This window comes from Streptomyces boncukensis (genome assembly GCF_011045075.1).
Lineage (GTDB): Bacteria > Actinomycetota > Actinomycetes > Streptomycetales > Streptomycetaceae > Streptomyces > Streptomyces boncukensis.
This window is the reverse complement of the sequence record NZ_JAAKZZ010000101.1, coordinates 1-18,155: the sequence shown is the minus strand read 5'-3', so window position 1 is coordinate 18,155 and position 18,155 is coordinate 1. Positions and strand designations below refer to the sequence as shown.

General features: G+C 75.2%; 17 protein-coding genes. 8 read left to right on the top strand and 9 right to left on the bottom strand.

What is annotated here, in order from left to right; all coding sequences use genetic code 11:
• The coding region (locus G5C65_RS12690) for a hypothetical protein (protein WP_241265749.1) at nucleotides 1–468 on the top strand (468 nt) is incomplete at its 5' end.
• On the opposite strand, the gene G5C65_RS12685 is transcribed toward G5C65_RS12690, so the two are convergent.
• Entirely contained in the window at nucleotides 365–1,078 is a 714-nt protein-coding gene (locus G5C65_RS12685) for a glycosyltransferase family 2 protein (RefSeq protein WP_165298888.1), read from the bottom strand. The genes G5C65_RS12690 and G5C65_RS12685 overlap by 104 nt on opposite strands.
• A gap of 112 nt (nucleotides 1,079–1,190) precedes the next feature.
• On the opposite strand from G5C65_RS12685, the gene G5C65_RS12680 reads away from it, so the two are divergent.
• Nucleotides 1,191–1,940, top strand: a complete 750-nt coding sequence (locus tag G5C65_RS12680; protein WP_165298887.1) for a response regulator transcription factor — start codon at nucleotides 1,191–1,193, stop codon at nucleotides 1,938–1,940.
• A 4-nt stretch (nucleotides 1,941–1,944) separates the two neighbouring features.
• A complete protein-coding gene (locus tag G5C65_RS12675; RefSeq protein ID WP_165298886.1) occupies nucleotides 1,945–3,114 on the top strand; it encodes an ATP-binding protein in 1,170 nt (389 codons plus the stop codon).
• Nucleotides 3,115–3,158: 44 nt separating this feature from the next.
• Here the strand turns inward: G5C65_RS12675 and G5C65_RS12670 are convergent, their stop codons facing one another.
• The 4 genes from G5C65_RS12670 to G5C65_RS12655 are packed head-to-tail and all read right to left on the bottom strand — an operon-like array spanning nucleotide 3,159 to nucleotide 6,295.
• Nucleotides 3,159–4,214, bottom strand: coding sequence for an NAD-dependent epimerase/dehydratase family protein (locus tag G5C65_RS12670; RefSeq protein WP_165298885.1), 1,056 nt, complete (start codon nucleotides 4,212–4,214; stop codon nucleotides 3,159–3,161).
• A 52-nt stretch (nucleotides 4,215–4,266) separates the two neighbouring features.
• Nucleotides 4,267–4,974 carry a CBS domain-containing protein gene (locus G5C65_RS12665; protein ID WP_241265748.1) on the bottom strand — a complete coding sequence of 236 codons (708 nt, stop codon included), beginning with the start codon at nucleotides 4,972–4,974 and terminating at the stop codon, nucleotides 4,267–4,269.
• Complete coding sequence (locus tag G5C65_RS12660) at nucleotides 4,974–5,426, bottom strand: cyclic nucleotide-binding domain-containing protein (RefSeq protein WP_165298891.1); 453 nt, start codon at nucleotides 5,424–5,426, stop codon at nucleotides 4,974–4,976. Before G5C65_RS12660 ends, G5C65_RS12665 begins: the two co-directional genes overlap by 1 nt.
• A gap of 26 nt (nucleotides 5,427–5,452) precedes the next feature.
• Nucleotides 5,453–6,295: a universal stress protein gene (locus tag G5C65_RS12655; RefSeq protein WP_165298884.1), complete on the bottom strand. Its 843-nt coding sequence runs from the start codon at nucleotides 6,293–6,295 to the stop codon at nucleotides 5,453–5,455.
• Between the two features lie 388 nt (nucleotides 6,296–6,683).
• On the opposite strand from G5C65_RS12655, the gene G5C65_RS12650 reads away from it, so the two are divergent.
• Nucleotides 6,684–8,429, top strand: coding sequence for a GAF domain-containing sensor histidine kinase (locus G5C65_RS12650; protein WP_420903306.1), 1,746 nt, complete (start codon nucleotides 6,684–6,686; stop codon nucleotides 8,427–8,429).
• Nucleotides 8,430–8,631: 202 nt separating this feature from the next.
• Here G5C65_RS12650 and G5C65_RS12645 read toward each other — a convergent pair whose 3' ends face one another.
• Nucleotides 8,632–9,219, bottom strand: a complete 588-nt coding sequence (locus G5C65_RS12645) for a DoxX family membrane protein (RefSeq protein ID WP_165298883.1) — start codon at nucleotides 9,217–9,219, stop codon at nucleotides 8,632–8,634.
• Nucleotides 9,220–9,368: 149 nt separating this feature from the next.
• Nucleotides 9,369–11,759: a phosphoketolase family protein gene (locus G5C65_RS12640; RefSeq protein WP_165298882.1), complete on the bottom strand. Its 2,391-nt coding sequence runs from the start codon at nucleotides 11,757–11,759 to the stop codon at nucleotides 9,369–9,371.
• A gap of 212 nt (nucleotides 11,760–11,971) precedes the next feature.
• Between G5C65_RS12640 and G5C65_RS40400 the strand changes: the two genes are divergently transcribed.
• The 4 genes from G5C65_RS40400 (at nucleotide 11,972) to G5C65_RS12620 (ending at nucleotide 15,462) form a co-directional block, all read left to right on the top strand.
• Nucleotides 11,972–12,673 (top strand): phosphatase PAP2 family protein, encoded by a 702-nt coding sequence (locus G5C65_RS40400; protein WP_165298881.1) that lies wholly within the window; start codon nucleotides 11,972–11,974, stop codon nucleotides 12,671–12,673.
• A 53-nt stretch (nucleotides 12,674–12,726) separates the two neighbouring features.
• On the top strand, nucleotides 12,727–13,386 hold the full coding sequence (locus tag G5C65_RS12630) for a maleylpyruvate isomerase N-terminal domain-containing protein (RefSeq protein ID WP_165298880.1): 660 nt from the start codon (nucleotides 12,727–12,729) through the stop codon (nucleotides 13,384–13,386).
• A 179-nt stretch (nucleotides 13,387–13,565) separates the two neighbouring features.
• Entirely contained in the window at nucleotides 13,566–14,306 is a 741-nt protein-coding gene (locus tag G5C65_RS12625; RefSeq protein WP_165298879.1) for a 1-acyl-sn-glycerol-3-phosphate acyltransferase, read from the top strand.
• A gap of 97 nt (nucleotides 14,307–14,403) precedes the next feature.
• Nucleotides 14,404–15,462: an NAD-dependent epimerase/dehydratase family protein gene (locus tag G5C65_RS12620; RefSeq protein ID WP_165298878.1), complete on the top strand. Its 1,059-nt coding sequence runs from the start codon at nucleotides 14,404–14,406 to the stop codon at nucleotides 15,460–15,462.
• Nucleotides 15,463–15,544: 82 nt separating this feature from the next.
• On the opposite strand, the gene G5C65_RS12615 is transcribed toward G5C65_RS12620, so the two are convergent.
• Nucleotides 15,545–17,239, bottom strand: coding sequence for an alpha/beta fold hydrolase (locus G5C65_RS12615; protein ID WP_165298877.1), 1,695 nt, complete (start codon nucleotides 17,237–17,239; stop codon nucleotides 15,545–15,547).
• An 83-nt stretch (nucleotides 17,240–17,322) separates the two neighbouring features.
• Nucleotides 17,323–18,147 carry an urease accessory protein UreD gene (locus G5C65_RS12610; RefSeq protein WP_165298889.1) on the bottom strand — a complete coding sequence of 275 codons (825 nt, stop codon included), beginning with the start codon at nucleotides 18,145–18,147 and terminating at the stop codon, nucleotides 17,323–17,325.
• Nucleotides 18,148–18,155 lie beyond the last annotated feature (8 nt).

Genomic DNA, 18,155 nt, shown 5'->3' with positions numbered 1-18,155 from the left:
GGTCCGGGCGGGCGGTGGCGGCGCTGGTACGGCGCGGGCCCCGGGCAGCCGGCGCTGCTGCTCGCGTCGTTCGCGCTGACGGGCTACGCCGGGGTGCGGCTGCTGGACGGCGACGCGCTCGGGGTCGCCGGATGGCTGGTGGGCGCGGCGGTGGTGCACGACCTGGTGCTGGTGCCGGTGTACGGCGCGGCGGACCGGGCGCTGCGTGCCGCGGCGGGCCCGTACGTCAACTATGTGCGGGTGCCGGCGTTTCTGTCGGGGGTGCTGCTGCTGGTGTGGTTCCCGCTGATCGTGGGACCGCCCGCGCGATACGGCCCCGCGACGGGGCTGCACGGCGCGGACTTCGGGCGGCGGTGGCTGCTGCTCACGGCTGGAGTGTTCGCGTGCTCGGCGCTGTGCCTGGCGGTTCGCGCAGCACGGCGCGCATCTCGCGCACGGTGTTCCAGGTCCCGCGCCACGTCCCGGTGACCTTGGAGCGGCCGGTGCGCGGCAGATAGGGCACGTCGCGCTCCGTGACGCGCCAGCCGGCGTCGGCGGCCCGGACGACCATCTGGAGGGGGTAGCCGCCGCGCCGGTCGGTGAGGTCCAGGCCGGTCAGCTCCGCGCGACGCGCGGCGCGCAGCGGGCCGATGTCGTGCAGCCGCAGGCCGGTGCGGCGGCGCACCATGCGGGAGAGTACGGCGTTCCCGGCGCGGGCGTGCGGGGGCCAGGCGCCGCGCTCCCGGGGGCGCCGCCGGCCCAGCACCAGGTCGCTCTCGCCCGCGTGGACGGCGTCGGCGAACGGGACGAGGAGGCCGGGGTCGAGGGAGGCGTCGCAGTCGCAGAAGCAGACGATGTCCGCGGTGGCGGCGAGCAGCCCGGCGTGGCAGGCGGCCCCGAAGCCGCGCTGCGGCTCGTGCACGACGTGCGCGCCGTGGGCGCGGGCGACGTCGGCGGAGCCGTCCGTGGAGCCGTTGTCGACGACGATGGCCCGCCAGCCCGGCGGGATCCGCTCGATCACCCAGGGAATGGCGGCGGCCTCGTCGAGGCAGGGCAGGACGACGTCGGCGACCGGGGACGGTGACGCGGGTGTGGTCATGGTCTCACCCTACGCAGTTGAAGCGGCGCGACACGGGCTTCGGCTCCTTACGAATCGCGGACGACGCCCGCTCGGCGGCCCCGCCCCCGCCGGGGGGTGCGAAGGTGGGCGTATGGAGGAGAGAGCGGAGCCGGGGCGGGTGCTGGTGGTGGAGGACGATCCCACCGTCGCCGAGGTCGTGGCCGGATATCTGGGACGCGCCGGGTACACCGTGGACCGCGCCGACACCGGGCCCGAGGCGCTGGAGCGGGTCGCGGCCCAGTGGCCCGACCTGGTGGTGCTCGACCTGATGCTGCCGGGCATGGACGGCCTGGAGGTGTGCCGCAGGATGCGCGACCGGGGCCCGGTGCCGGTCATCATGCTCACCGCTCGGGGCGACGAGGACGACCGCGTACTCGGCCTGGAGGTGGGCGCCGACGACTACGTCACCAAGCCCTTCAGCCCCCGCGAGCTGGTGCTGCGGGTGGAGTCCGTGCTGCGCCGCAGCCGCCCGCGGCCGGGCGCGGCGCCCGCCGGGCCGCTGCGCGCCGGGCGGATCGCGGTGGACCCGCGGGCCCGCAGCGCCACCAAGGACGGCGCGGACCTCTCCCTCACCGTGCGGGAGTTCGACCTGCTGACGTTTCTGCTGCGGCACCCCGGGCGGGCGTTCGGACGCGAGGAGCTGATGCGGGACGTGTGGGGCTGGGAGTTCGGCGATCTGTCCACGGTGACGGTGCATGTGCGCAGGCTGCGCGGCAAGATCGAGGACGACCCGGCCCGTCCGGAGCTGATCCAGACCGTGTGGGGGGTGGGCTACCGGCTGGACCGGCCGGACGGGGCGCCCCAGGGCGCGGCCGGCCCGGCCGGCCGGACGGAGGACTGACCCGGTGCGCGACCTCCTGCTCATCGCCCTGCTGGCGTTCGCCGGTGCCGCAGCGGCGGGCCTGCTCGGTGCGGCGGCGCTGCTGGTGCTGCGGCGCCGCTCGCTGGTGGTGTCCCTGGCCGTGGTCTCCGTGGTCGCGGTGACCGCGATGCTCGCGGGGACGCTGGCCGTGGCCTGGGCGATGTTCCTCAACCGGCACGACCTGGCCGTCGTCACCACGGTCGTCGCGATGGCCGCCGTGGTGTCCCTGGCGACCTCGATGCTGCTCGGCCGGTGGGTCGCCGCGCGCAGCAGGGAGCTCACCCAGGCCACCCGCTCGTTCGGGGAAGGCGGCAGCTTCTCCGCGCCCGCGGAGCAGCCCACGGCGGAGCTGGCGGCGCTCACCCGCGAGCTGGCCGCCACCAGCGCCAAGCTGGCCGCCTCCCGGGACCGCGAGCGGGCGCTGGAGAGCTCGCGGCGCGAGCTCGTCGCCTGGATCTCGCACGATCTGCGCACCCCGCTGGCCGGGCTGCGCGCCATGTCGGAGGCCCTGGAGGACGGAGTGGCCGACGACCCGGACCGCTATCTGCGGCAGATCCGCACCGAGGTGGAGCGGCTCAACGCCATGGTCGGCGACCTGTTCGAGCTGTCCCGGATCCACGCGGGCGCGCTCGCCCTGGCCCCGCACCGGATGGGCGTGAACGACCTGGTGGGCGAGGCGCTGGCGGGCGCGGACCCGCTCGCCCGGGAGCACGGGGTGCGCCTCGTCGGGCACGGGATCGACACCGTGCCGGTCGAGGTGGACCCCCGGGAGATGACGCGGGCCCTGGGCAATCTGCTGGTCAACGCGATCCGCAGGACGCCGGCCGACGGGACGGTGGCGGTGTCCGCGCGGCGCACCGGCGACGGCGACGGGGTGGTGCTGTCGGTGACCGACGGCTGCGGCGGCATCCCCGAGGAGGACCTGCCGCGGGTCTTCGACACCGGCTGGCGCGGCACGCACGCGCGGACGCCGACGCCGGGCGGCGCCGGCCCGCAGGGCGGCGCGGGACTCGGGCTGGCCATCGTGCGGGGCATCGTGGAGGCGCATCAGGGCCATGCGGACGTCCGCAATGTCGCGGGCGGCTGCCGTTTCGAGGTGACCCTGCCCACGGCGGTACGGGCCGGCTCCGGGTTCCCCGCAGGCTCGGCCTGAGGCTCCCCGGGGCTCCCCGGCAGGGAGGGGCCGCCGGGCGCCCCCTACACCGGAACCGGGGACCGCATCGTGGCCCTGGCGAACTCCCGCATGCCCTCCGCAAAGGAGATCCCCGCGCGCCAGCCCAGCTCCGCTCGGATCCGGTCCGACGAGGCGGTGATGTGCCGCACGTCGCCGAGCCGGAACTCGCCGGTGACGACCGGGTCCGGCCCTCCGTACGCCTCGGCGAGGGCTGCGGCCATCTCGCCGACGGTGTGCGGCTCGCCGCTGCCGGTGTTGTACGCGGTGAACCCGCTCCGCTCGCGCGGCGCCTCCAGCGTGCGGACGTTGGCCTCGGCGACGTCGTCCACGTGGACGAAGTCCCGCCGCTGGCCGCCGTCCTCGAAGACCGTCGGCGGCTCGCCGCGCGAGAGGGCGGAGCGGAAGAAGGAGGCGACCCCCGCGTACGGGGTGTCGCGGGGCATGCCGGGGCCGTAGACGTTGTGGTAGCGCAGCGAGACGGCGCTGCCGCCGGTCGTCCGGGCCCAGGCGGCGGCGAGGTGCTCCTGGGCCAGCTTGGTGGTGGCGTAGGTGTTGCGCGGGTCGGCGGGCGCGTCCTCGGTGACCAGGCCGGGCCGCAGTGTCGCCCCGCACCGGGGGCAGAGGGGGTCGAAGCCGCCCGCGCGCAGCCGGGCGGCGGAGCGCGGGCCCGGCTGCACGGCGCCGTGCTCCGGGCAGGTGTAGCGGCCCTCGCCGTAGACGACCATCGACCCGGCGAGCACCAGCCGCGGCACTCCCGCCTCGGCCATGGCGGTGAGCAGCACGGCGGTGCCGAGGTCGTTGCAGCTGACGTAGTCCGGCGCGTCGGAGAAGTCCTTGCCGAGGCCCACCATGGCCGCCTGGTGGCAGACCGCGTCCACGCCGCGCAGCGCGGCGGCGACCACTTCGCGGTCGCGGACGTCGCCGGTGATGCGTTCGACTCCGGGCACGGGGGGCGGCGGGTCGGCGTGCGCCGTGGGCAGCAACGCGTCCAGCACGACGGGCTCGTGCCCGTGCGCCGCCAGGGCCCGCACGACCCTCGATCCGATGAATCCGGCTCCGCCGGTGACAAGTACGCGCATCCGGTCACGGTACGGGCGGCAGCCCGCGGCGGACCGTGCGACAGGCCCGTCGTCACCGCTCCGTAAGGTCGCCGGTGCCGGGCGCGGGCGCGCGCCCGCGCTGCGGACCCGGTCGGCGGTGCGGCCCGCGCAGCCGCATGTCCGCGTCGACCACGCCCTCGACGGCGCGGGCGAGCCCGGCGGCCACCGGGATCATCCGGGTATGGCCGATCTCGCCCTCCAGGACCACCACGCCCTGCTGGACGGTGACGCGGACCTCGTCGGTGGGGAAGAGCGGGTTCACCACCTCGGTGCGCACCTCCTGCGCGATGTCCTCGTCCGCGCGGAGGAAGACCTTGAGCAGATCGGCGCGGCTGACGATGCCGGCGAGGCGGCCCTCGCCGTCGATGACCGGCAGCCGCTTGACGCGGTGCAGCGCCATGGTGCGGGCGGCCGACGACAGCGGCGCGTCGGCGTGGACGGTGACCGCGGGGGATGTCATCAGCTCCCCCGCGGTGACGGCGCCCGCCTTCACCAGGTCGTCCAGCACACGGGCCTGTTCGAAGCGGGCGGGCGCGCGGTCGTGGTACTGCTCCTTGGGCAGCAGGTCCGCCTCGGAGACCACGCCCACGACCCGGTCCTCGCCCTCCAGCACGGGCAGGGCGCTCACCTGCCACTCGTGCAGGATCCTGGCGACTTCCTTGAACGGCGCGTCGCGGCCCACCGCTGTGACCGTCCGCGTCATCACGTCGCCCACCGTGTGCGGGCTGTCGCAGGTCATCAGGGCCTTCCCCGCCCCGGCGCGTACGGGCCGTACAGATCGGTCAGCCGGGTACGGGCCCGGCGCAGCCGGTCGGCGACGACCTCGGCGACACCGCGTGCGAGGGCGGAGCCGATCTCCGGGTTCTCCTCGCACAGCCGGCGCACCGCCTCCGCGTCGTACTCGTCGGCGCGCACGGGGCTCGCGGTCCCGGCGCCCAGATGCCACTCGTACGGAGGGAACAGCCAGGACCAGCCCAGCAGTTCGCCGGGTCCGACGGTCTCGATGGGCACGGGGCGGCGGCCGGGCACCCGCAGGTCGAGCGCGACCGTGCCGGTACGCAGGACCCAGAAGCGGTCGGCCCGCTCGCCCTCCTCGAAGATCCGGGCGCCCACGGGGAAGGAGACCTCCTCCCCCAGCGCGCGCAGCTCGTGCCGGTGGCTCCCGGGCAGCACCCCGAAGAAGCCGTTCATCGTGCGCATGGTCACCCTCCGTTCGTTCACTCGGCCGGGACGACCGCGACGGGGCACCGGGCGTGGTGCAGGACGGCGTGGGTCACCGGGCCCAGCCGGGGTCCGAACCGGTGCCGGTTCCGGTGCGCTGCGATGACGAGCACGTCGGCCTCGGCGGAGGCTTCCGCCAGCCGGCGGGCCTCGTCCCCGAGGACGGCCTCGGTGCGGACCGTGACCTCCGGATGCTTCTCGCGCTCCTCGCGGACCGCGAACCGGGCCACGGCCGCGGCGGTCTGCTCGTCGGGGACGGTGGTCGGATAGGTGGAGAACCGCCACGCGCGCAGCACCAGCAGCTCGGCGCCGCGCCGCGCGGCCTCCTCGAAGGCGTAGCCCAGGGCCTCTTGATCGGCCTCCGACTTCAGGCCCATCAGCACCCGGCCGTGCCGGGCCTCGGCGTCCTCGCGGACCACCAGCAGCGGGCGCTCGGCGTGCGCGGCCACGGCCATGCTGACGGAGCCGAGCAGCAGCCCGGCGATGTCGCCGCGCCCCCGGTTGCCCACCACGGTCAGCGCCGCCCTGCGCCCCCGCCGCAGCAGTTCCGAGCCGGCGGGCTGGGACGAGACGGAGGCGGTGAGCTCCAGCCCGGGGTGCCGCTCCCGCAGTTGGCCGGCGGCGCGCTCCACCATGGCGTGGGCGCTCTCGAACAGGGCGCCCTGGTCCGCCGACTCCGGCGGGCCCGTCCGGTCCCAGGGCCGGCCGAGCAGGATCTCCAGCGGCACGCTGCGGAGTTCGGCCTCCTCTGCGGCGCGCTCCAGGGCCCGCCAGGCGGGCGTGGAGCCGTCGAAGCCGGCCAGTACACGGGGCTGCGAAACGGACTGCGAGGGGGTCATGCGGGGCCTCCCTGGACCGGGCGCTCGCGCAGGCGGCGCGGATACGGGTCGACGGCCTGACGCGGCAGCGGCCGCATCCGGACATCGAGCGGGGTGTCGGACTCCGGCCGCGGCGGGGTGATCAGTTCGTGGACGTCGCGGTCGGTGAGCGGGTCGGATCCGGACGGTCGTGCCGTCGGCGAGCGGCAGGTGTGCGGAGCCCCGGCGGCTGGTCACGGGCACCTCCCGGCGGACGGACGCGGCTGGTGACACCCTCAGCTTCGGGCGGGGGAAGCGGGGCTCCCAGGGGCCGATCGGCTCTCCGCCCCGGACGGAAGGCCCTGTTCCGGGGCCGTGGTTCCGGGGCCGTGCCGCGCACTGTCCCCTGTCGCATGGCCGTCATATGCTGATGCGCGGGGTGTGGCGACGGAGCGGAGAACCGGTGGGCGAGCACCTGCCGCAGTTGCGGCTCGACGAGCTGCTGGAGGAGCTGCAGCAGCGTCTGGACGCTGCCCGGGCCACCCAGAACCGGATGCACAGCCTGCTGGAGGCCGTGCTGAGCGTCGGGCGCGAGCTGGACCTCGGGCAGGTGCTCCACCGCATCGTGGAGGCCGCCGTGGTGCTCGCGGACGCCGAGTACGGCGCGCTGGGCGTGCTGGACGACAGGCAGCGGATCGCGCGGTTCCTGCCGGTCGGCATCCCGGACGAGTCGGCCCGGCGGATCGGCCCGTACCCCAGCGGCCACGGCATCCTCGGTGAGCTGATCCGCCATCCGCGGCCACTGCGCCTGAGGGACCTGGCCGAGCACCCCGCCAGCTACGGATTCCCCGCGAACCACCCGCCGATGCGGACGTTCCTGGGGGTGCCGGTCCGGGTGCGGGACCAGGTCTTCGGGAACCTCTATCTGACGGAGAAGCGCGGCGGCGCCGAGTTCGACGCGGACGACGAGGCGGTGCTGACGACGCTGGCCGTGGCCGCCGGGGTCGCCATCGACAACGCCCGGATGTACCACGAGAGCCGCCGCCGGGAGCAGTGGCTGGAGGCGAGCGGCGAGATCACCCGCACCCTGCTGTCCGGCGAGGCGGCGGGGGCGGTGCTGAGCCTGGTCGCCCGGCACGGCCTGGAGGCGGCGCAGGCGGACTCGGCGTGCGTGCTGCTGCCGTGCGACGGCGGCGGCGCGGAGGACGCGTTGCGCGTGGAGGTCGCCGAGGGCGCGGAGGCCGACCGGCTCGCCGGCGCCACGGTTCCGGTCCGCACCTCCCTCGCGGGAGCGGCCGCGGCCGAGGGGGCGCCGCGTGCCGTGCCGGACATCCGCACGGCGGAGGAGGGCTACGCGTTCCCCGGGCTCGACACCCCGCACGGGCCGGTGGTGGCGGTGCCGATGCCCTCGTCGAGCCCCGGGCTGACAGGCGCGCTGCGGCTGGCCCGGCACGCCGGAGGGCCGCCGTTCGACGCGGCGGACGTCAAGCTGCTGGCGAGCTTCGCGGGCCAGGCGGCCCTGGCGCTGGAGGTGGCCCGGCACCGCGCCGAGGCCGAGCAGCTCGCGCTGCTCCAGGACCGCGACCGGATCGCGCGGGACCTGCACGACCTGGCCATCCAGCGGCTGTTCGCGACCGGGATGACGCTCCAGAGCGCGGGGCGGCTCATCGACCGGCCCGAGGCCGCCGAGCGGGTCTCGCACGCCGTGGACGACCTGGACCAGACCATCAAGATCATCCGTTCCACGATCTTCGGGCTGCGGGCCCAGGAGGGGCCGGGCTCCGGGCAGAGCCTGCGCCACCAGCTCACCGCGGCCGTGAACGCCGGTGCGCAGTCTCTGGGCTTCGCCCCCTCGCTGACCCTGGACGGGAGGATCGACACCGATGTGCCCCGGCCCCTCGGCGACCATCTGCTGGCGGTGCTCGGCGAGGCGCTGAGCAACGCGGCGCGGCACGCGGGGGCGGGCCGGGTCGACGTCGCGGTCACCGTCGCCGACGAGGTCGTGCTGACCGTGGCGGACGACGGCGTCGGCATCGGCAGCGCCCCGCACACCAGCGGGCTGGTCAACATGCGCGCCCGTACCGAGCAGGTCGGCGGGTCGCTGGCCGTGGAGCCGTCCCGGAAGGACGGCACCGGCACCCGCGTCACCTGGCGGGCCCCCCTCCCACCCGGCTGAGCGACCCGCGACGCGACAGCGAGGGGCAGCCCCTGCCCGGCAAGGCCCGCCGGGCCCCGGCCCCCTCGCCCGGCGGGCGGGAGCGGGCGCGCCCGCTCCCGCGGCCTCCGCACCGCTTCGGGCCCCGCTCCGTCGTCGCGGCGCAACGCGTCGCCCACGCCGATGACGACGGTGCGCGCGCCCCGCCCCGGCCGCGGCGGCTCTACCGCAGCCATGGGTGCCGTACGACGAGCGGCAGCCGGGCCCACAGCCGCCCCAGTCCCCAGGTGGCTCCCGCCGCCGCGAAGGCCAGCACGGTCAGGACGGCGGCGTAGACGACGTGGTAGTCGACCAGCGGGTTGGTCGACATGCTCGGCGACCCGTCGGAGAGGTGCTTGGCGAGCGGCCACTCGGCGGCCCACATCAGGGCCATCATCACCGTTCCGGCCACCGCGGCGATCCGCAGCGCGACCCCGGCGAGCAGGGCGATCCCGATGCCGAGCAGGCCGGCCATGAACAGCCAGTCGGCCCAGGCGTCACCGGCCCAGCCGTTGAGGGGGGACTCCAGCGGTCCGACCTTCACCCCGCTGAGGAAGCCCTCGGTGGGCGAGCCGCCGTCCGCCCACGCGTTCTCGGCGGGGGTGGAGTAGCCCCAGCCGAAGGTCTTGTCGAAGAAGGCCCAGAGGAAGACGAAGCCCATTCCGATGCGGAGTGCCGCCAGTGCCCGGGCCACCGCGGTGGTCTGCGGGCCGTCGGGTCCCCGGGCGGAGTGCCGGGCCCCGGCGGTCGGGTCTTTCCTGTGGAGCAGCATGAGGCGTCCTTTCCCGAACAGGCGCTCGACTCCGCAGACCGGGCCGAGCGCCGCATCCTCGACTCCTGACACTCGAACCTTCCCGCGTGCGCTTCGGGCGCGGCAGTGGCTCTCCGGGCCGGGCAGGAGGGCCGAAGGTCCTGATCCGCTCAGCCGGTCCAGGTCCAGTCGGCGACCTCGGGGAGGTCGGTGCCGTGCTCCCGGATCCAGGTGTGGTGGCGCAGCCGGGCGTCCTCCATCGCCTGGCGCACCGGAGCCGCGCGGACGGCGAGGCCCGGCACGCGGTCGACGACGTCCATCACCAGCCGGTAGCGGTCCAGGTCGTTGCGGACGACCATGTCGAAGGGCGTGGTCGTGGTGCCGATCTCCTTGTACCCGCGCACGTGCAGTTCGTGGTGGCCGGCGCGGCGGTAGGTCAGGCGGTGGATGAGCCAGGGGTAGCCGTGGTAGGCGAAGATGACCGGCCTGCCGCGGGTGAACAGCGCGTCGTACTCGGCGTCCGGCATGCCGTGCGGGTGCTCCCCCTCGGGCATCAGCCGGGCCAGGTCGACGACGTTGACCACGCGTACCGCCAGGTCCGGCAGGTGACGGCGGATGAGCCAGGCGGCGGCCAGGACCTCCTCGGTGGGGACGTCACCCGCGCAGGCGAGCACCACGTCGGGCTCGCGGGCCGGGTCCTCGGTGCCGGCCCACTCCCACACCCCGGCGCCGCGGGCGCAGTGGGCGCGGGCCTCCTCCAGGCCGAGCCAGTCGAAGCAGGGCTGCTTGCCGGCGACCACCACGTTGACGTAGTCCCGGCTGCGCAGCGCGTGGTCCGCCACGGACAGCAGGGTGTTGGTGTCCGGAGGCAGGTAGACCCGCACCACCTCGGGCGCCTTGTTGAGCACGTGGTCGACGAATCCGGGGTCCTGGTGCGAGAAGCCGTTGTGGTCCTGCCGCCACACATGGGAGGTCAGCAGGTAGTTCAGCGAGGCGATGGGGCGCCGCCAGGGCAGCGCGCGGGTGGTGCGCAGCCACTTGATGTGCTGGTTGACCATCGAGTCGACGATGTGCGCGAACGCCTCGTAGCTGGAGAACAGCCCGTGCCGGCCGGTGAGCAGATAGCCCTCCAGCCAGCCCTGGCAGGTGTGCTCGGAGAGGATCTCCATCACCCGGCCGTGCCGGTCCAGGTGCTCGTCCGTCGCCACGGTTTCGGCCTGCCAGCTCTTGCCGCTGGCCCGGTAGATGTCCTGCAGCCGGTTCGAGTCGGTCTCGTCCGGGCCCACGAGGCGGAAGTCCCGCCGCTCGGAGGTGTTCTCCATGAGCTCCGCGAGCAGGCCGCCGAGGACGCGTGTGGGCTCGTGCCGGGTCGCGCCCGGCCGGTCGCTCTCGACGCCGACCGCGTACCGCTCCAGCGGCGGGACGGGCAGTTCGCGCAGCAGCAGCCCGCCGTTGGCGTGCGGGCTCGCTCCGAGCCGGCGCGCGCCCTCCGGGACGCACGCGGTGACCTGGCCGGTGGGGCGCCCGAGACCGTCGAAGAGCTCCTCGGGGCGGTACGAGCGCAGCCACTCCTCCAGCGCGCGCCGGTGGGCCGGATCGTCGCGCACCTCGCCGAGCGGCACCTGGTGCGAGCGCCAGGTGCCCTCCACGGGCAGCCCGTCGACCTGCGCGGGACCGGTCCAGCCCTTCGGGGTGCGCAGGACGATCAGCGGCCAGCGGGGCCGCTCGGAGACGCCCTCCTCGCGGGCGGTGCGCTGGATGAGGGCGATGCGGTCCAGCGCGGTGTCCATGGCCCCGGCCATGGCGCGGTGGACCCTCGCCGGGTCGTCGCCGGCCACGTGCAACGGCTCGTGGCCGAAGCCGCGCAGCAGGTCGTCGAGTTCGGGCTGGGGCAGCCGGGCCAGCACCGTGGGATTGGCGATCTTGTATCCGTTCAGATGCAGGATCGGCAGCACCGCGCCGTCGTACTCGGGATCGAGGAACTTGTTGGAGTGCCAGGACGCGGCCAGCGGCCCGGTCTCGGCCTCGCCGTCGCCGATGACGCAGGCGGCCAGCAGCCGGGGGTTGTCCAGGGCCGCGCCGTACGCGTGGGACAGCGAGTAGCCCAGCTCGCCCCCTTCGTGCAGCGAGCCGGGGGTCTCCGGGGCCACGTGGCTGGGCACGCCGCCGGGGAAGGAGAACTGCCGGAAGAGCCGCGCCATCCCCGGCGCGTCCCGGGACACGTCCGGGTAGGTCTCCGAGTAGCTGCCCTCCAGCCAGGAGTTGGCCAGCACCGCCGGCCCCCCGTGGCCCGGGCCCCACACGCACACCGCGTCCTGCCCGCGGGCCTTGATGACCCGGTTGAGGTGGGTGTACACGAGGTTGAGGCCCGGGGATGTGCCCCAGTGGCCGAGCAGCCGGGGCTTGATGTGCTCCGGGCGCAGCGGCTCGGTCAGCAGCGGGTTGTCCAGCAGGTAGATCTGGCCGACCGCCAGATAGTTCGCCGCCCGCCAGTGGGCGTCCAGCGCGTTCAGCTCCTCCTGGGTGAGGTCGGCGAGCGAGGACTGCGGCACATGACCCATGAGAGACCCTTCGTCGACTGATCGCCCTTATTGTCCGTTCGGACCCGCTCCGGCGCAGACTCCCACGGTCGTCCGGCGGGTCCCGCGCCGCCAGGGCCGGGCGGGCTCCCCTGGGGCCATCCGGCCCGGCCGCCGGGGAGGTCCGTGGTTCCGTTACGGTGAACTCCCCACCACCTTGCGATGGAACCCCCGTGACGGACAAAGGACACCGTGTGGCACCAGGGAGAAGGATTCTCGGCGGACTGGCGCTGCTGGCCGTCCTGGCCGGACTGGGACTCGCGGCCACGACCCGCACGGTGACCCGGGTGGACATCGCGCTCAACGAGGACGTGGCGACCGTACGGAACGGGGTGCTGACGGCGGTGGCCAAGGCGGCCACCTACGCCGCCGAGTCGGCGGTCGGCGCGGCGCTGGCCGTGCTCGTCCCGGCCGCGCTGTGGCTGTGGCGCCGCAGACGGGACGCGCTGCGCACGCTGGGCGTCCTCGGCGGGGCCATGGCGATCGCCTACGCGGCCAAGCTCTCGGTGGACGAGCACCGGCCGCCGCACCGGCTCTGGGTCATCCCCCCGGACAACGCGCACAGCTTCCCCAGCGGGCACACGGCCATCGCCGCGGGGCTCAGCGTGGCCGTCGTGCTGCTCGTGCCCGCGCACCGCAGGCTCCTGGCCGCCGCGGCCGGCGCCGCCTTCACCGCCGTGGTCGCCGCCGCCCGCGTCTATCTGGGCGTGCACTACCCGCCGGACGTCCTCGGCGGCGTGCTCTGCGCCGCCAGCGCCGCGCTGCTGACCTGCGGGGTGCTGCAGACCCCGGCCGTACGGCGCCGCGTGGAAGCGCTGGAGGAGCCGGCGGCGCGGGCCCGCCACGCACGCCGCTCCCCCGCTCCCCCGCGCCTGCCGACCGGCGGGCCCCGCTGACCCGCGCGCATATGCGGTTGTCCGCGGTCCCGGCGCCGCACTACCGTGCGCGGGTGGATCTCTTCGCACACTCCTGGACGGCGCTGCGCACGGCGGTCACCGAGCTGCCGGACCCGGACTTCGAACGGCCGTCCGGCTGCACCGGCTGGCTGGTCCGGGACCTCGCCTGCCACCTGATCATCGACGCGCAGGACGTCCTGATCACTCTCGCCACCCCCGCCGAAGGGGAACCGACCCTCGACGCGCTCGGCTACTGGAACGTCACGGACGAGCTGCCGACCGGGCAGGACCCGCTCGACGCGCTGACCGTCCGGCTGGCCGCCGCCTACGGGGAGCCGCGCCTGCTCACCTTCCACCTCGACGACGTGGGCTCCGCCGCCGGGCGGGCCGCCGCGCTGGCCGACCCCGCCGCCCGGGTGAGCACCCGCGACGAGATCCTCACCGTCGAGGACTACCTCGCCGCGTACGTCCTGGAGTGGACGCTGCACCATCTGGACCTCGTCGCACACCTCCCGGACGCGGCGCAGCCGCCCGCGGAGAGCCTGGCCCGGGCCCGCGGGATGCTGGAGGCGATCAGCGGCGCCACGTTCCCCGCGTCGTTCACCGACCAGGACGCGCTCCGGGTCGGCACCGGCCGCCGGGCGCCGACCGGCGCGGAGCGGGCGGAGCTGGGCCCGCTGGCCGCGCGGCTGCCGTTCGTCGTCGGCTGCTGATCCGCCCCGGACCACCGCCGGCGGCTGGGCTGCCCCGCCTCCGACGGGCGGACGCGCCGCCCCTCCGGCGCTACGATGAGGTGCCCGGGTCACCCTGTTCGACGGCCGGTCGGCGATGTCGGCGAGGAGCGGGTATGAGTCCGGACACCGCTGCTGCGCGGCAGAGCCGGAGGTGACCCGTGTTCTACTCCCTCCTGAAGTACGTGGTGCTGGGACCGGCGCTGCGCCTGCTGTTCCGGCCGCGGATCGAGGGCCGGGAGCACATCCCCGCCGAGGGTGCGGCGATCGTGGCGGGGAACCATCTCTCCTTCTCCGACCACTTTCTGATGCCCGCGATTCTGCGGCGGCGGATCACGTTCCTCGCGAAGGCCGAGTACTTCACCGGGCCGGGGCTCAAGGGGCGGGTCACGGCCGCGTTCTTCCGCAGCGCGGGGCAGATCCCCGTGGACCGGTCGGGACAGGGCGCCGGGCGCGCCGCCGTCGACGAGGGGCTGGCCGTCCTCCGCCGGGGCGAGCTCCTCGGCATCTACCCGGAGGGCACCCGCTCCCACGACGGGCGGCTCTACAAGGGGCGGGTCGGGGTGGCGTCGATGGCGCTGGAGGCCGGGGTGCCGGTCGTCCCGTGCGCGATGGTCGGCACCTTCGAGATCCAGCCGCCGGGGCGCAGGCTGCCGCGCCTCGGCCCGGTGACCATCCGCTTCGGGGAGCCGCTGGACTTCTCGCGGTACGCCGGGATGGCGGGCGAGCGCGTGGCGCTGCGCGCGGTCACCGACGAGATCATCCACGCGATCCTGCGGCTGTCCGGACAGGAGTACGTGGACATGTACGCACCGGACGCCAAGGCGGCGGAGCGGGCCGCCGGAGGCGCTGGGCCGAGGCCACGCACCCGGTTCCGGGGGCACCGCAGCGACGCTCCGTGACCAGCCTGCGAACGCCCTGCTCATGCCCGAACATACCGCACCAAAAGGCACTACTTTTCAGGGGGTGGCGGCGCTCGCCCGACCCTAGGGTGGGTGTATGGCTGACGGATCAAGGGCGTTCGTACTCGGCGCCACAGGACAGATCGGGATGGCGACGGTCGACGCGCTGCTCGCGGACGGCTGGGAGGTCACGGCGGCGTCCCGGAGCGGCGGCCGGGACGACGCCCGGCAGGCCGCCGGGGTGCGGTCGGTCGCCCTCGACCGGGACGAGGAGGGCGCGCTGGCCGCGGCCGTCGGCGACGGGCACGGGCTGCTGGTGGACGTCACGGCCATGACGCCCGCGCACACCCGGCAGTTGACGGCGCTGGCGGACCGGGTGGACTCCGCGGTGGTCATCTCCAGCGCCGCCGTGTACGAGGACGACGAGGGCCGCGGCTTCTCGGCGCAGGACGGGCCGCGCGGCTTCCCCCACTACCCCGTGCCGCTGCGGGAGACCCAGCGCACGGCGGCCCCCGGCGACGACAGCTACGACGCGCGCAAAGCGCTGCTGGAGCAGGAGTTGCTGGCGCTCGGGGACCGGATGCCGACGACGCTGCTGCGCGCGGGCACGGTACACGGCCCGTACTGCCGTGCACCGCGCGAGCTGTACTGGGTGAAGCGGTGGCTGGACGGGCGGCGGGTGCGGATCCTCGCGTTCGGCGGGCGGAGCCGCTTCCACCCGGCGCACGTGGACAACATCGCGGAGCTGGTGCGGCTGGCGGCCCGCCGGCCCGGTTCCCGGGTGCTCAACGCGGCGGACCCGGAGGCTCCGAGTGACGCCGCGATCGCGGAGGCCCTGGGCGAGGTCCTGGGCTGGGAGGCGGAGACGGTGCTGCTGGAGGACGGGGCGCCGGAGGCGGAGCAGGGGCTGGGGATGACGCCGTGGTCGATTCCGTACCCGGTGGTGCTGGACATGGCCGCGGCGGAGCGGGAGCTGGGCTACCGCGCGGTGACGACGTACGAGGAGTCGCTTCCGCGGACCGTGGAGTGGATCACCGGGCAGCTGCGGGACCGGGACTGGCGGGAGGCGTTCCCCGCGCTGGCGTGGTTCTTCGGGGACAGGGACCCGTTCGACTACGCGGCGGAGGACCGCTGGCTGGCGGCGCGCAGCGGCTGACGCGCGGCCGTGCGGTGGCCGGGGTGGCGGGGCGGCCGGGGTGCCGGCGCCCCGCCACCGGGCGTGCCGGACTACGTCGCGGCTACGGCTGCTTCACGGCCGGTACCGCTGCCGCCTCGGCGTCGGCGGTGGCCTTCTTGACGGACTTCTGCGGCTCGGGGGCGGCGTGCGGACCGCAGGTGACGTCCTTGGCGCCGACGGTGCCCTTGAGCAGGTACGCCTCGACGCGCTTGTTGATGCACTCGTTCTTGAGGTCGGTGACGCCGTGGGAGCCCGCGTCCCGCTCGGTGATCAGACGGGAGCCCTTGAGGCGCTTGTGCAGCTCGACGCCGCCGGGGTACGGGGTCGCGGCGTCCCGGGTGGCCTGGACGATCAGCACCGGGTGGGCGGTGCGCGCGCGGATGTCGAGCGGGCGCTGCTGCTTGACCGGCCAGACGGCGCAGGGGTAGTTCAGCCAGGCGTTGGACCAGGTGAGGAACGGGTAGTCGCGGTGCAGCCGGGTGTTGTCGCGGTCCCACTTCTTCCAGTCGCGCGGCCACTTGGCGTCGTTGCACTCGACGGCGTTGTAGACGGCGGTGCCGTTCTCGGCGCTCTTGTTGCCCGCGACGTCGGAGAGGTCGGGGCCTGCGGCGTCGATGAGGGGCTGCTGGTCGCCCTTGGCGTAGGCGGACCAGGCGGCGGCGACCCGCGGCCAGTAGGAGTCGTAGTAGGGCGCGTTCTGGAAGAAGCCGAGCAGCTCCTCGGGGCCGACGACGCCGCCGAGGGGGTTCTTCTTCGCGGTGGCGCGCAGCTTCTCCCAGCGGGCCTGGACCTTCTCGGCGCTGTCGCCGAGGCCGTAGACGTCGTCGTGCTCGGCGACCCACTTCTGCCAGTCGTGCCAGCGGGTCTGGAAGGCGACGTTCTGGTCGAGGTTGACCTCGTACCAGATCTTCCTCGGCGACGGGTTGACCGCGCTGTCGGTGATCATCCGGCGGACGCGGTGCGGGAAGAGCTCGGCGTAGGCGGCGCCCATGTAGGTGCCGTAGGAGACGCCCAGGAAGTTGAGCTTCCGGTCACCGAGCGCGGCGCGCATCACCTCCAGGTCGCGGGCCGCGTTGGGGGTGGTGAGGGAGGCCAGATACGCCTTGTCGTTGCGCTCGGCGCAGCCGTCGGCGTACTCGGTGGCCCGCTTGCGCTGGGCGCGCTTGTCGGCCTCGTCGTCGGGGACCGGGTCCGGCTTGGGGCCCTTGGCCCACTCCTGCGGGTCGGCGCACGAGATGGGCGCGGAGTGGCCGACGCCGCGCGGGTCGAAGCCGACGAAGTCGTAGGCGGCGGCCGTCTTGGTCCACAGCGGGTTCCGGCTGGTGCTGCGGGTCGGGAAGAACAGGCCGGAGCCGCCGGGTCCGCCGGGGTTGTAGACGAGGGAGCCCTGCCGCTCGCGCTTGCTGCCGGTGCTCGCGGCGCGGTCGACGGCGATCTTGATCGTCTTGCCGAACGGCTTGGCGTAGTCGACGGGTACGGTGACCCAGCCGCACTGGACGGGGGCGCGCAGCCCCCAGTCCTCGGGGCAGTCCTTCCAGTCGATGCCGGCGCGCGCCGCGCGGGCCGCCGCGATCCGCACGCCCCACGCCTCGGCGCCGCCGTGCTTCCAGGACGTGCTCTGCCGCTTCGCCGCCGAGCCGCCCTCGCCGCCTGCCGCGGTGTCGGCGGAGGCGGCCGGGACGGCTATCAGACCGGCGGTGAGGGCCCCCGCCGCGAGGGTGCCCGCAGCGGCTATGGCCGCTTTGCGTCTCTTCACGTGTGCACCTTCCCCTGTTGGGTGGCTGTCAGGAGGATCTTTGCCCCTGACCGGCGGCGGGGGACAGGGCAGGCGAACGTTCTTTACCAAGCCGTAAATGTGTGCGCCTGGTCGAGCAGCCGTCTCACCTGGAGGGCGTCCGGGGCGACGGCCGTGGCCAGCGCGGCGGGACCGGCCAGCGGGATGAGCGCCGCGGTCTCCCCCAGCATCCGGGGGCCGGGCGGCCCGTCGGCGAACTCCGGGTCGACGAGGAGGAGCTGGCCGACCGCGCGGTGGCCGCCGAGGACGGCGCCGCTGTCCCAGCCGGGCGCGCCGGGCCCGAAGTCCAGCCGCTGGTCGAGCAGCGGGCGGCCGGCGCGGTGCACGGTGAGCCGGGTGCCCAGGCGCCCCGGCTCCTCGCCCGCCCGGCCCAGGACCTGCTCGTCGCGCAGCACCAGCCGGGCCCCCGGGGCGAGGTCGACGCGGATGTGCTGGTGGAGCACGCTGCCCGCGGCGGCGATGAGCGGCTCGGGCAGCCAGTGCACGGCGGCCCCTTCGGCGACGCTCAGCCGTACGTCGTACCGGGCGGCCCGCGGCACCCGTCCGGGCAGCGCGATCGTGGCGGCGCTGGAGTCGAACACCAGCCGCGCCCCCGCCTCGGCGCGGGCCTCGATCGCGAGCCGGTCGCCGCCCAGCGGCGCGCTCATGGCGCCCACCAGGGTGACCCGCGCCTGCCCGGGAGCCGCGGCGCGGGTACGGCGCAGCGCGAGCGGCCCCTCGCCGCTGAGGAGCGGCAGCACCGTGCCCCCGTGCCCGTCGGCCGCCGCGGTGATCCGCGCGGTGGCCCGTACGCCGGCGGGCGGCGGCGCGGAGGGCGCCGCCGGGGCCGCCGGAGCGGCAGCGGCAACGGGAGCGGGAGCGGCGGACACGGGGGCGG